General features: G+C 35.9%; 9 protein-coding genes and 2 pseudogenes. 7 read left to right on the plus strand and 4 right to left on the minus strand.

What is annotated here, in order from left to right:
- The first annotated feature begins 441 nt into the window (after window positions 1-441).
- Window positions 442-1,188, plus strand: coding sequence for a TerC family protein (locus ACFX4X_RS23350; protein WP_061462618.1), 747 nt, complete (start codon window positions 442-444; stop codon window positions 1,186-1,188).
- Between the two features lie 450 nt (window positions 1,189-1,638).
- Here the strand turns inward: ACFX4X_RS23350 and ACFX4X_RS23355 are convergent, their stop codons facing one another.
- A complete protein-coding gene (locus ACFX4X_RS23355; protein WP_377386915.1) occupies window positions 1,639-2,166 on the minus strand; it encodes a cysteine hydrolase family protein in 528 nt (175 codons plus the stop codon).
- A 650-nt stretch (window positions 2,167-2,816) separates the two neighbouring features.
- Between ACFX4X_RS23355 and ACFX4X_RS23360 the strand changes: the two genes are divergently transcribed.
- A complete protein-coding gene (locus ACFX4X_RS23360) occupies window positions 2,817-3,398 on the plus strand; it encodes a hypothetical protein (protein WP_284471123.1) in 582 nt (193 codons plus the stop codon).
- Between the two features lie 75 nt (window positions 3,399-3,473).
- Window positions 3,474-3,673: pseudogene (locus ACFX4X_RS23365) on the plus strand (recombinase family protein); the annotation flags it as partial.
- 784 nt (window positions 3,674-4,457) lie between these two features.
- Here the strand turns inward: ACFX4X_RS23365 and ACFX4X_RS23370 are convergent.
- Entirely contained in the window at window positions 4,458-5,675 is a 1,218-nt protein-coding gene (locus ACFX4X_RS23370; RefSeq protein WP_377386918.1) for a cytochrome P450, read from the minus strand.
- A gap of 499 nt (window positions 5,676-6,174) precedes the next feature.
- Here ACFX4X_RS23370 and ACFX4X_RS23375 point away from each other — a divergent pair, with 499 nt between their 5' ends.
- Window positions 6,175-6,915 carry a VCBS repeat-containing protein gene (locus ACFX4X_RS23375; RefSeq protein ID WP_377386933.1) on the plus strand — a complete coding sequence of 247 codons (741 nt, stop codon included), beginning with the start codon at window positions 6,175-6,177 and terminating at the stop codon, window positions 6,913-6,915.
- Window positions 6,916-7,404: 489 nt separating this feature from the next.
- On the opposite strand, the gene ACFX4X_RS23380 is transcribed toward ACFX4X_RS23375, so the two are convergent.
- Window positions 7,405-9,198: a PhoX family protein gene (locus ACFX4X_RS23380; RefSeq protein ID WP_377386921.1), complete on the minus strand. Its 1,794-nt coding sequence runs from the start codon at window positions 9,196-9,198 to the stop codon at window positions 7,405-7,407.
- A 416-nt stretch (window positions 9,199-9,614) separates the two neighbouring features.
- On the opposite strand from ACFX4X_RS23380, the pseudogene ACFX4X_RS23385 reads away from it, so the two are divergent.
- The 3 genes and pseudogenes from ACFX4X_RS23385 to ACFX4X_RS23395 all read left to right on the plus strand — a co-directional run.
- Window positions 9,615-9,866 (plus strand): annotated as a pseudogene (locus ACFX4X_RS23385) (recombinase family protein); the annotation flags it as partial.
- A gap of 146 nt (window positions 9,867-10,012) precedes the next feature.
- On the plus strand, window positions 10,013-10,909 hold the full coding sequence (locus tag ACFX4X_RS23390) for a DMT family transporter (RefSeq protein WP_377386924.1): 897 nt from the start codon (window positions 10,013-10,015) through the stop codon (window positions 10,907-10,909).
- A gap of 299 nt (window positions 10,910-11,208) precedes the next feature.
- Window positions 11,209-11,694 carry a hypothetical protein gene (locus ACFX4X_RS23395; protein ID WP_377386927.1) on the plus strand — a complete coding sequence of 162 codons (486 nt, stop codon included), beginning with the start codon at window positions 11,209-11,211 and terminating at the stop codon, window positions 11,692-11,694.
- A gap of 73 nt (window positions 11,695-11,767) precedes the next feature.
- Here the strand turns inward: ACFX4X_RS23395 and ACFX4X_RS23400 are convergent, their stop codons facing one another.
- Window positions 11,768-13,561, minus strand: coding sequence for a laminin G domain-containing metallophosphoesterase family protein (locus ACFX4X_RS23400; protein ID WP_377386930.1), 1,794 nt, complete (start codon window positions 13,559-13,561; stop codon window positions 11,768-11,770).
- Window positions 13,562-14,557 lie beyond the last annotated feature (996 nt).

Consider the following 14,557-nt stretch of genomic DNA (forward strand, 5'->3'; position numbering starts at 1 on the left):
AGTAGATTCTCCTCACTTATTGTGTATGATTCTACATGCCCTTATTTTTATTGTCCAACTAAGTGTAACCTGTCCAAATTACATTTAATGGAGTGTCAGGGGATTAATTCCTGATTCGGTAATTAAACAAAGTTGATGCTTGCCGAACTTAATGAAGTATTTTGGATTAGTCAATCTAAGTTTAAAACCCCAATTTTCCTCAATGGGAACTAAGTTTAAGCATAAAGGAATATTATTATAGAGCCAAACTTCAAGAAGGGAGTTGCTTCGGCAGCTCTTTTTCTTATGGAGCATATGGGACGGAAGGTTTGAATAAGGAAGTGGATACAATGGGACAATAATGGAGGAGAAAGTGTTGGAGGGTTTATAATTCCGGTTAAATGTATAAAGACGATATTGAAGTCATTTACACATACTTATACATGCTTATAGGGAGGTATTATGGAACTATCTTTATTATTGGAGTATGGCTGGGTTTTAATTATTTTAATTTTTTTAGAAGGTTTATTATCTGCTGATAATGCATTGGTTTTAGCCATTATGTCGAAGCATTTACCAAAAGAACAGCAAAAAAAAGCAATAAATATTGGATTACTTTTAGCTTTTATATTCAGGATTGGTGCAATTTTCACGATTTCCTACCTTTTCCACGTTTGGCAGGTCCAGGCGATTGGTGCTGCGTATTTGATTTTTATCTCTTTAAAACATTTACTAAAAAAGGACCACGGGGAAAAAGAAAAAAAAGTGAAAAGCTACCGTATGACCGTTGCACAAATTGCATTAGCTGATATTGCCTTTGCCATTGATTCCATTTTAGCTGCAGTCGCTCTAGTCATTGCCTTGCCAGATACCCCCATGGGCGATATTGGAGGTATGGATGGGGCTAAATTCATTGTTATATTAATAGGAGCAATTGCAGGCTTAATCGTCATTCGGTTTGCTGCAGGTTACTTCGTTAAGATATTGACAGATCGACCTAGCCTCGAAACAGCAGCAATGTTAATCGTAGGTTGGGTAGGGGTTAAGTTATTAATGCATACTCTTGCTCATCCTTCCGTGCACATTATTCCCCATGATTTTGTTGAAGGGCCCATTTGGAATATAATCTTTTGGACAGTCATGCTTCTTATTGCTTTGGGTGGATGGTTTTTATCTGGAAAGACAGAAAAAAACGATGAAGCAAAATGAGTAACGTTGTCTGAATAATTGTTCATTTAACTCACTTATTTTCAATAAAAGGAGTTCCTTATAGTTAAATTTTGTTTACTGTTATGTTTACTTAATAAGGATTAAAGACCGACTTCAAAATTTCGGTCTGTTTTTTCTTTGTTAAAAAGTCTGTAAAACTAAATGACTTGTAACAAAAAATGCCTCTGAACTACTTGATATCGCAAAGCCAATGATAAATGCAGTTGATTCAGCTGAGCTTATTAAAACGGGAGGTGACGAATAATATGCTCGCTTAATTGCAATAGTTTGGCTATTTTTTACTGTTATATCACTCCGTCAGCAAATGGATTCAAGCTCCGTCAATTGTAGGTCGATATCAAAATCTTCCTAAAATAAAGGTTCTTTTATATTGAGGGATGACTGAGATTTCCTTTTCTTTTCTACCACATTTTTCTGTTTATAAAATCATTAAAAGAAAATTTCTTCGTTTTTTTTTACACTGGCAAACCATTCGGCATGTATGTTGTTATGGTGATTGATTATTTGAGAAGCGTTTAAAATGTTAGAATCACATGTACTATGACCATCCTCTGCGAGAATAACTTCATAACCTTGGCTAAATGCTCGACGACAAGTAGCATCTACACATATTTCCGATTGAATTCCCGTAATGATAATTCGACTTATTTTTCTGGTTACTAATTGTTGCTGTAAATCCGTTTGTTGAAATGAATCAGGATAATCCTTTTCAATTATAACGTCTTCTTTTAAAAGAGGGAGCGACGGATGAATTTCCCATCCAGGATTTCCTTTGTAATTAAGGGTTCCTGCTTTACCATTGTGTTTCGTGAAAAAAATAGGGGCCTGCTCAATTCGGGCCTTTGAAATGAGGAATTGAATATTTTTTAATAATTCATCATTTTTATATATAAGTTTATCCGAAAATGATCCTATTTGAAGGTCAATTATAAGTAATGCAGTATTTTTCCCGTTCACACTCATCCCCCGTTCATTCTTGATTTCCACTTAAGTAGGGTTTTCTAGAATTGCCATCTGATGGTTTTATGATATTTTATGTAAGGAACATCTTCAATTTAGTATTCCCTTTAAAAAGTATTTTTTGCGAAAAAGATATGAATGGATTGTTCAAGCTTCTAATGATTAGGGTCCTAGCACCATTTCACGTAAAACCAATTGACGGGTGCTTTACCGCAGATTTCTTAACTTGTACATATTCGGCATTTTAACACTACCCAAATAAGGGGAGCTTTCACTTGAATTTGAATGTATGATTATGTAAAATTTCATACATTAATAACAGAATCTTGAAGCTTGAACATGCTCAATTTGTATTAAATTTTTAATTAATTTTTGAAGTTCTTCATTCATTTAACTCCTATAGTCTATTATATAAAAAAATTAAAGCAAGGTATCCCGTATCCATAAATTCCTAAAAATGTTTTAATCATAATAAGCTATACTGCCCTGCCTTTTTATCCATTGATGGATAAAGGAGGGTTCTTTAGTTTTCCTAAAGTATAGTTTTAGATATTTCCGTGTATTCTATAAAAATAATCCAATTTTCATTGAATTTTCATTTATACTGACAATATATTTTCCATTCAAAAGACTAGGGGTACTATACGATGAGTTCAAAACGGAATACAAGAAAAAACAATCACTTTTTATCCAGCCATATTCCAAATCCAAAAGAACTAAGAATCATCATTATCTGTTTAACCATAACCATTTTTTTATTTTTCATAGGACTTTTACTTATTTCCCTTAATCATCAGCAGCTAATGATGCAAGATTACAAACATTTTAAGATAATCGTAAAACAATTTGGGTCGATTTCAAGAATTTTATATTTTGCCGTTTTTGCTATCTATCCTGTTTTTCTTTTATTAAAGTGGAAACGTTTGAAAACGATAAAGTGGAGGAACTTTCAAATAAAAAGTTTCCTCCAGTTTCTCGGAAAGTTAGTAAGAAAATGGCATGTTCCCCTTGCGTTAGCATCTACTGGAGTCGTTTTTCTTCATGGATATTTGGCGATCATTAGAGGATTTAAATGGGACTTTACGCATATCACGGGAATTCTCGCTATTTTTCTTTTGATTTTCCTCCTATTTATGGGGCTTAGACGATTCAAAAGAAAAGATAAAAAATGGCACTTTAAACTGGCTATTGGGTTTCTTATTTTATTTATGATTCATGCGTCTTTTTAATTGGATGATAAACATTACTAAAAGGAGCAGCGTCAGAAAAATGCGGATTTACAACGCTAAGAAAATTCAAATATGGCAACGGGTCTATTGATGTTTCACCTGTTCGCAGCGTTTGTGGAATTTGATCGTAATTTGATTGAGGAACGCTCGGCTGCAGGATGTTCTGCTGCAAGATTGCGTGGACGTCTTGAAAAGTTTGGACCGAGGATATTGACATGATGAAATCGTTCATTGAAAGTGACACACCGATTTATAGCTATTTAGAAAAAAAGTAAATCGGAAAAGTGTGGCTTTGAAACAAAGTTTGATCAAGTTAATACAAGAAACCTTGATAAATGAATAAATAGAAAGGAGATGTTTTGAAAAAAGATTGATCTGTTTCGTACCTTAATGAACTAGCGCATCTGTTAGTTTAAGTAGAAACCTTCACAATATCCCTATCTGAACATAAAACAAAAAAAGACACTTAATATTTTTCTCACTATTTCTTCGGACTGTGACATGACTTCTTTCATTTTTACATTAAATACTTAAATAAATGACAAATAATACCCTCAAAAGGTTTAACTAGTAAACGTAATGTTTATTATATTTAATATGAGAAGTGAAAAAAAGGAAGGCGAATTGTTTGGCTATAATTAATATTGACCAATTGCTATTAGATACTGAAGAAATTGCCGAGGAGTCAATTCCATTCCATCTCGATACATTTGACATTGATCAATTATTAGATAAAACGGATAATTGGTAAAGAAAAGCATGCCAAAGTGAAGTGAACAAGTTAGATGCGCTAAACCCCAAAATAGTATTTAAACGAAAGTGAAAACCATTTTGTGATTTTCATTTTCGTTTTTGTATGTTTAGGTCATAAAATCCGAGTACATCAATAATAAATATAGGGTTCAAACTTGACAAATCATTTCCAAATAAACCCAATGGGAAAGGTCGTAACTAATACACTCTCTATTTAATTGGGATCATATGGAAAAACCTTATTTTTTGTTATTGATAGGCTTTATATTGCCCAATCTATGTTTTATTCTTAGGCAGCAAGGCCCATTATCTTGTGAATTTTAAAGGAAGGCTTTTCACTCCAAAAACAAACGGACTTGGAATCGCCTCCAGCTTAGTCCCTTTTACATCTTCCAATTTGGAAAATGTACTTAATAGAGTCACGAGAGCTACTTCAGCTTCCAGACGTGCAAGTGGGGCCCCTAAACAAAAATGAATACCAAACCCGAAACTCAAATGAGGATTTAACTTTCTTTCTAACGTAAACCGGTTAGGCTCTGCAAATTTTTGTTCATCCCGGTTTGCCGAAACTACCCAGCAAATCACTTGTTCCCCTTTTTGGATTGTTTTGCCTCCAACTTTGACATGTTCCTTTGCAATACGGCCAATTGCCTGTATTGGAGGATAAAAGCGTAATGTTTCTTCTACCAATTTTGGTATTAAAGGCAGATTTGTCCTAGCTTGTTCTTGTATTTTTTTATCTTCTGTCATATAGCGTACGGCATTTGTAATTAAATTAGTTGTTGTTTCATTCCCCGCAACTAATAATAAAACACAGAAAGATAGTAACTCTTCTTCTGTTAATTTCTCCCCATCAATTTTTGCCTCTATTAATAGCGAAATTAAATCTTCTTCAGGATTATTTTTTCTCTCTTTAATTATTTTTTTGAAATATTCTTTAAGAAACTCGTTTCCTTCCTTGCGTTTTTGTGTCATTCTTTGGAAGGCTTCACTAGAATTGTCTTTGGCCCCTTCCACGAGAACATCGGAATAAGTTTTAAAAAGATCTCGATCCTTAGTAGGGATCCCCAATAATTCGGCAATTATTATGACAGGCAACGGACCAGCAAGATCATGAACGAGATCCATAGTTCCCTTCTCTTTAACTTGATCGAGGAGATAAAGTGTCACTTCTTCGATTTTATTTGTTAAATCCTTTACTGCTTTAGGAGTGAAGGCCTTGTTCACTAAGTTTCTCATTTTCGTATGTCTAGGAGGATCCATTGTCAAAATGCTTCCTTGCAAAGTTCCAGAACCTCGTTCCGATGAAAACAGTTTTGGATTTTTTAGAATATAATGAACGTCTTCATATCGAAACACATCCCAGCAACTTCGAGACTCGTCATACCTTACAGGACTTTTTTGCCGTAAATCATTAAAGATAGGAAATGGAAATAATTGATCTGCGTTCGAATCAATTTCTCTCATGGGGATAAGATTAGCATACTGCTCCACTGCACTCGTTGACTTCTGTTCTTGTGTCATGGAATCTCTCCTTATATTGTCTAATATTTATACAGAAAATAGTCATGAACCGGTTCATTCTTCTAAGATAACAAACTTGTAATTCGGTTTCAATTGACATAAAATGAAATATTTTTCAATAAGAAGAAAGTAATAATTCGGGAAACCTGATGTTTGATCCACAGCCTAAAGAAAAACCTCTTTTAAGTTGCTTAGCTCATCGTTTAAGATCATACCAGACCCAAAGTCACTAAAAAACTCCAAGGATATACCCCAAATTCCTGCATATAATTTTATATTGAAATTAATTGAGACAGATGGGAGGAAGATGGTTACGAATGATATCAGAAAAATGATTCATTACTATTTCACAAAAATGCAAGAAACGAATCACCCTTATTTTTGGTACTGTTTGGCTGAGACTCAAGTAAGAGCCGGATTAACGAACGAAGCACTGCAAACGATTGTTAACGCGTTGTCGTTTCCAAATCCTTATCCTTCAAAGCAGGAACTGCTAGAAATGCAATTGAGCCTCCAATCTGTTCTTTCAAGAGAATTGAACATGAACAGAACAACCAAAGTGACTGAAAAGCGAGGCGATATTGATGGGGACGGGATAATGGACAATGTTTTTCTTACCGCAAACAAAACCCCTGATAGCCCATTTTGGAGGAATTTAACTTTGGTTTTCCAAAATGGGAGAACTAACCAAAATGAACAAATCCCCATAAAAAATAACTCTGGATACAATCCCACCCTTTTACTTGGTGATTTCACGGCTAACAAGGGGGATGACATATTTGTGGTCATTGATACAGGAGGGAGCGGTGGTACTATTTATGCGTATGTATTTTCTTATTTAAATGGTCAACTTATGCAAATTTTTAATTCTGATTCATTCAATGAAACATATAAGTACGATGTGACTTATGAAAATCAATACAAAGTAATGGTGAACAGTTATTACCTGAAGGAAAAGTACATTCTTGACCTTACGAATAAGGATAAGGGATATTTATCTGAAATTTATAACAAGAATGGTGTTTTGAAGGCACCGATAGAAGGATGGGTCAATCCTTTATCTGGTTTATATCCGGTTGATTTTAATAGGGACGGCATATATGAGCTAGAAGCGTATCAGAGGATAGCCGGGAGGTACAATGCCGACTCACTCGGATTTGTACAGACTGTATTGAAATGGAACGGGCGAGAGTTTGGTCCTGACCGTCAAAATGTGGCTATCTTTGGAGGGGAAATATAGCAGCATTGAGGAAAAGAAGGGTGTGAACAAGGTACGGGACGAAAACTTGCCCAAAGGTACAGAAAGTGAAAAAAATATAAAGAAATAATAAAATGAGCGGAAAAATTTCTAGGCGTTATCACATGTTTCATGCAGAAACGGTAACGGGAGTTATCATCTAACAAATCATTATACCCTTTAATTTGCGCGGCTTTTTTCACTATTGTTTTTTGTCTACTGCTGAAGTTTTTACCAGAAGCAACTAGGAGGTTCTGCGTGTGTGTGGCCAATACAAAGGTCTATTGAGGATTAAAAAGTAAATCATGGTGTATTTAAATAGAAAGCAACACTATAAAAGAAGATTAAGCTTAATAAGCGAAATGGGAAAAAAGCAGACGTTATCTGAGATTTATAAAGTACCTATATAAAAAAGAATTATTGGATTTCTCCAATAATTCTTTTTTATTATTGTTATGATTATTGTCTCAGTTATTGTTGCGATAGTCCACTTTAATCATTATGGTCATCGTTTTTATCATCGTCATCTCGTTCACTATCTTTATCATCAAGAGAAGGTAGACCAGATAAATAACCTGCATTCCCTGGATTTTGAGAACCGACCATTAGATATGTGAACCCATTTAAATTATCAAGTGCCTGTATACCTGTCACTTCTCCACCGTCAGGGGCTGAGATAATGCGAGAAAGTTTCTTTGTATCCACATTATAAGCCCAGCCATAGTTATTGTGATGTTTCCCGCCATCCTCGGCAATAAATAATGTTCTCATTCTTTCAGAAAATACGATATTATCAGGGTTTGAGATTTTTTCGGAATCTGCCGTATTCCCTGCGGCATCCTTAGAAGAAAGATCTTTTCCTGTGATTAAACCAGCCATCTCATTGGCTACGTATCTACTTTTAATCGTATTTCCATTCTGGTCTTTTTGTCCCTCGGCAAGCGAAAGTTCATATATCCCGCCAGAACTAATTTTAGGAACCTGAATGTCATCCACTTGATCAGATGGATTAGCCTCCATCCCGCCAGCTATAGTAGACATAGTCATATAGATCTTGTTATCTGCCTTGTTTAATTCAACGGTTTCCATTTTGTTGAACTCTGAAGTCGCACCGAGCAATGCACCATAACGACGAGATTCCAAGAAAGCTGCGGCCTTTTCCATGCCAGGCTTCAACTTTAGCCATTCATCTCTTCCACCCGCTTTTACTCGTTTAAATCCATTCGCTTTTGCAAATTCTACATCATTTGTAGCTTCAAACATATCGCTGAATTTCAGCTTGTGAGCAAGTTTTTTAATTTCTGAATCAGTTCCATGACCTAATTTAAGCCATTTTAAATCAGCGGAACCACCATTTTCTTGTCCCGTTTGAATCCATTTTGCTGCGTACAGCGTTCCGGCAGACAGGTCTTTTTCTTTATCTGCTATATACATGAAAGCCATAGTGTAAGCACCATCATCACCGAAGTAAACGGTACGGTTATCTGGAGCCACTTTAACGTTTTCAGATGAAAGTCGTCCCATGCTGAAATGTTTCACAGCCGTGGATTTTCCTCCAGGATGAACGGTTACCTCCGGTGTATGACCGTATAGATAGGGATTACCTATGACTGTTTTATCGTTATAATAGTTAAGGGCAAATTGAGTCACTACAGAATTTTCAGGATTTGCTTCATGTGACCTAGCATCGGGCTCATATTCTTCGCTGCCTAGATGGGTGTTCCAAGGAGATAGAGAACCTGCACAAGGGGTCCAGATTCCACCGTCTGCTGAAAAATCAATCGGCTTTGTATCTGTTACAGTCAGTTCCCCAGTCTTTTTATTCTGCTTTAGAGTATTTAACATCATTGATTTTGGCATATTACCAGTCTCATTTGAAGGCATTGCCTCATAATGGTTCACCATATACAATTTACCTTTTACGCTTATGACCGTATTGCTGTCAGGTGCAGTGGAAATATAGGGGGTGCCTTCAGGACTCTTAATCATATTGCCTTTTGCATCATAGGCAGCACCGGCAATGCCATTTTTAAATTCATCCCCAGGTTGGAACAGTGATTTGTATTCAAGAGGTAGCATCTTTTGGGAACCATTAGTGTAGGTCACCTTAACTGATGCTTCACTGTACATCTTTGAGCGTTGGTCTTGCGTAACAGGCGCATTCATCCCAATAAACTCGACTTTATGTACTGAAACTTGTTTATCTGGTTGAGCGAATACATTTGTAGTGGATGGCAATAAAACAGTTAGGCTCAAGAGTGGTGCGACTATTTTTCCTTTTTTCATTTCAGTAACCTCCGTGTTTAGTTCAAATTGATAACCTTGTCTCCCATAGTAGACTACGCATGTAAAGTGAATGCATAGGAAATGTAAAGTAATCCCCATAAAACTATTAAAAGTTTTTTTGACTAACAATATTAACCCTTTAGGCATTTTCTGAAATGGACTTGTTTCCCTGTGCTAAAGGAAAACAAATAGCAGATATCTTTAAAATAAAATTACTTGTGTTCCAGCAATACAGACTTTTTAAAGCCAAGAAGTCCGTAGTATCAGCCCCATTTTTTATCGTTTACTAGTTCAAGATGTTGTAGGTATTACTGTCGGATGAACCCTATAAAGATTTTGTTTATTTTTAAAAAAACCTCGTTAGAATATAAAATGTTTTGGTCATCCCCAAATAGCTATATACTTACTATTTCGTAATTAGCAGGATTTATTGTTTAGATTTACATTCATTACTGAAACGTTTTGGACGAAATAAAGATCTTCACGAATGGAATGTCATCACGAAAAACATTCAAGCAGACATCGTGTGATGGATATGCCTTTGTTGGACACGACTCAGTTTTGATACATTCATTACTGTTTTGGTTTTGCCAGATTCTTAAACGGATGACGGAAGAAGAGGGGATAGAATTCAAAAATGTCAGCGTGTAGGAATGGATGTGGGTCTATGATTTATGGAAAGCAGGAAAGAATGACAGCAAATGAAAATCCTTTAACTTACTATGCCACTTTACAGCAAGTTGGGAATTTTATTGAAGTTCTCACGTATCCATGATACCTTCAGTTTATAGGGAATGGTTGGGAGGAATAGGTTTTGAACACAAAGGCATTTTTATTGGCATTTATTACAGTTATTATTTGGGGATCTACATTCGCTGCTATTCGTGCAGGCTTGCATGGCGGGTATTCAGCTGGCCATTTGGTGCTTGTTCGTTATTTAATAGCATCAGGGGTTTTTGTCCTTTATGCTCTATGGCCTGGGGTGAAATTTCAACTCCCGAAAAAAGGGGATATGTTAAGGATATCGATTCTCTCATTAATTGGTATTAGTATTTACCACATCGGGGTGACATTCGGGGAACTAACCGTTTCGGCGGGAACCGCTGGAATGCTGATTGGTTCAGCACCTGTTTTCATCGCGATCATTGCTGCAATCGTTTTAAAAGAACACCTTGGTTTATTGGGATGGATTGGTTTAGGCATTGGATTCATAGGAATCACCTTAATAACATTAGGTACTGCAGGCCCATCATTAAATATATCTGAAGGAGCATTTTTAGTGCTGATGTCTGCTGTTGCTTCTGCGGTGTTTTTTGTTTTCCAAAAGCCGCTGTTTAGCCGCTATAATCCGATTGAATTGACAGCTTATTTCACATGGATCGGTACGATACCCTTTTTCATATTCTTTCCTGGGCTCTTTCAAGAAATTCATCAAGCTACACTGGAAGGTCACTTATCAGCGATTTTTGTTGGTATTTTCCCTGCGGCCATCGGTTATGTTACATGGGCAATGGCACTCTCGCTAGGAAAAGCCAGTTCCGTTTCTAGTCTGTTATACATTGAACCTGTTATTGCCATTTTCGTCGCCTGGGTTTGGCTGCAAGAGGTGCCAAGTGCTCTTTCAGTCATTGGCGGCGTGATTGCTATTTTCGGAGTCCTTGTTGTCAATTTGTTCGGAAAGTATCAATCAGTGATGAAAAAAGCTGCATGAAAATTCATGGTTTATTCTAACTCAGGAATACCCCAGCCCTTATTTGTTTTATTATGACATCCTGGGGCAAGTTCGTAATTACATTGGGATTTATTGTATCTGGGAAACTAGGTTATCTACTGACTACTTTTTACATTTGAGGGCGACTTTGATTAAGTCCGCGTAACCATGTAGCGAATCATAACTTTCATTCAAATAAACTAAAACAAAGAATGTCGCTCGAATCCCTGATAAGGTGCTGGCTAAAAGACTATAAAAGTAAAAAGATATTTCATCAATAAGACTAAAAGGGGATAGGAATGATCTATATTGCAAGAACTCAAAGGGTGCTATTAGGATATTTAATGTCAAGTATAATCCTTCCTAACATCATTAAAAAAGATTTCTCCATGGGATTCATAAGTTACATTCAATTTGCAATATTGGTTTTTCTTCTCGCAGCATTCTTCATTCATTATGAATTTATCATGGAGAATGATTGTTTATCTTACCAAATAAAATTTTGGACAAAGCCAATCTATAAAAAAGTAATCTACCCTGAACAAATCATCCAGTTGAAATTCACAACTGTCGGATGGGCAACCAAAGGTGTTATTATCCGTTTGAAAAAAGGGCTAAATATTCGGATTTTTGGTTTTAATCCAGATGAGGTCTTAAAGGATATACTGAATTACGGTAAAGAAAAAAATATATCAATTACTAAATCTAAATATTATCTGGTTTTGGAAAAAAATGATGAAATAAGCATGACGATTAAAATTAGTAGAAAAAAAGGCTCCAAATAAAGGAATCCCCCTAGGTTGATGATATAGCTTGGTTACACCTAGGGGAGTGGGTTTTTTCTTCATCTTAGTTAAATTAATTAAAGGTAAATCTATTTTTAAAGTCCCAATTCAATTTAAATGAATTATTTTCGCCAGTTAAAAATTTATAATCGATATAAGATTTTTCTTTCTTAGACATTTCATCGACAAATGGGGAAAAAGTACGGAATATCAGTACTTTTTTCTTTTCATCAAATTCTACAAGTCGTAGCCAGCCATTTCCCCCTCGATAATTCGTTTGGTAATTGACTAGCATTTGAATGACATCATTTCCTGCTGAGTTTTGTTTGACCTGATGTGCTATTCCAAAATAATGTCCATTTACCGTCATGAACACTTGATTGTGGTCCTTAACAAGTTCCCTCCAAATCAGTCGGCCATTGGAAGACTCGGCGGCAATGGTTTTATCATCTTTAACTTTAGGGTAAATAATATCATGTGAGACGAGGATCGTCGGTTTATCTTTATGTTGATCTAGAACCTGTTTTGACCATTCCAAGTCCTTATGCAGACTTTTCATATCCACTATTAAGATTAAGTATTCATAACTTCCTGCTTTAGCCATTGCATAAGAGCTATATCCAGACGGAGAAGACCCCTTATAGTATTTTTTATTAACAAAACGCTTCGGCCCATAATGTGTTAAGAAAGGATCTCCTTTAGCATAGTCATGATTTCCGGCCGCTATCATATATGGAACTTCATTTTTATCCATATGGGAAATGGCTCCAAGGGAATTCTGCCATTGTTCTTCTAAATCATTATCCACTATGTCCCCAACAAATGTATTCATAATGATATTGTTCTTTTTAGTGTTTTTGGAAATCCAGTTCATTTGGCTATTGAAAATCTCGGGATTTTGGCTTGAATATTTCTGGACATCTGGAACAAAAAGAAAATTATAATTCTTTCTATTCGTTAGAAAGGGTAAAGCTTTGTTTGATCCTTCGAATGGTTTATCATCGCGAGCATCCTGCACAATCCATTCTTTTTCAGTCAAAGCCTTATTAGCAATTCGTATTTCTTGGATATTCCCCCCGAATAGTCCACCCAGCTTATTTCCCCATTCAGATGCTCCGATGTTCCAGCCTTTACCTTTTAATGCTGCAATTCCTATGACCTTTTCTGATTTTCCGTAATCACTTACGCCATTCAAAGTTAAAGTAGTCGTGTAACTATCATTAACGACCGCCAAATGGTACCACTCATCAGGATTTAAAGCTCGGGACCAATTGCTTACATTATAATTTAAATTAGATGGATGGCTTGTCCAGTGTATTTTTTGATCACTGGATATAGTTAATGCCGAAAGGATTTTCTTCTCGCCTTCCAATTTATTAAGATCGGCAGCCTGTCCTTGTCTGGAAAAGAGACCCATGCCGTTCTTGGATTCCCTTGGCAACTTAAAAACCGCTTCAATGGTAAAACCTTTATCGAATTTCTCAGAATTTATTGGTGCATCCTTTTTGGTTTTGAAATATCTTCCTGAAGGCGCGTTCTCGTAATTTGCGAATTGCATGCTTCCCCCTTCTTGTTGATCATAATAATCTTCTTCAGACCATTGAATCATATTTTTCAATTCAGGCGAGGCAGGATCACCTATCGTCACTAACTTTAAATCATTTCCTTGTTTGCTTGTATCTTCTAAAATTAAATTACCTTTATCGATTGAACCGCTTTTAACATGTTGTTTTGTGAATTTCCAATTTGCCACGATACCGCTACGATCATTTTTAGAAGCGGGATTAAAAGAATCGGCCGACTTAGCTATACCAGGAACAATCATAAATAAGAGTGAGAGACCTATAAAAGCTTTTTTCATTCTCATAAAACATTCACCCCATTAAATATTGATTAAGCGATTTTAAGAATAACCGTTATTCATTTATTCTTTATTTACTACCTGGATAATTTGTCGAAAACTAAGCCTAGGCAGGGAGATTCTTATAAGCTGCAATATGGATATAGTTTGCTTATCTTCTTGATAACTTATTAAGGATGAGTAAAAAAGACTTATTCCTGCAAAACACATTAGGAGGTAAGGCCTAATGCGTTTGATTTACCTTGTTGAAGGAACGCTTTAATCATAAAATTACATGTTATGGTTTGATTGAATCTGAACCTCTGATGGGAAGGTAAATAAACAAGCATTTGAAAGTATAAGGACAATGATTCATCAAGAAAAATGAGGTGAATGAAATGGTAAGAAGGAGAAGATAGCCTACTGAAATTGACGTAGTATTAGGAGGCTATCTTGATTTATAGGAGATGTATGAAAAGTGAAACAAAACAAAAATGGTGATGCAATTTTTTTTGCGTATGAGACGACTTTGACATTTAACCTTCACTTCTCGCAAAGAGCAAACTTGGTATGTAGATGAACAAGAAAATCATCTGTTTTGGCCAGTTGGGAACTATCGATCTGAAGGTATGCGTGAAAAAACCTTCTTGACTGAAAATTCCAACATATATAAATGACTTGATTGGTGCAGGTTTCAGCATAAGCAGTAAAGGGACCGATGCCCTGATGAAATGTTAAGAAGTGTTCTTGAAATGAAAGATAAAAATCGGAGGCCAATGTTCTAAATGATTTCAGCAGTAACAGAAATTGATTTATAAATGATTGAATCAAGTAAATGGTATAAAAAGGCGTTTCTACAAAAGTAGAACGCCTCAGACTGTAGACAAACTCGAGGAAAATCGAGTTTGTCTATTTTTATGGCTTGTACAATTTGGACGTTGATTGAAACGTAGGGCACTCGCTTTCCGCGGTCGGTCGGGGAGCCTCCTCGGCTTTCGCCTGCGGGGTCTCCCCTAGACGCGC

This window comes from Peribacillus sp. YIM B13481 (assembly GCF_042787985.1).
GTDB lineage: Bacteria > Bacillota > Bacilli > Bacillales > DSM-1321 > Peribacillus > Peribacillus simplex_A.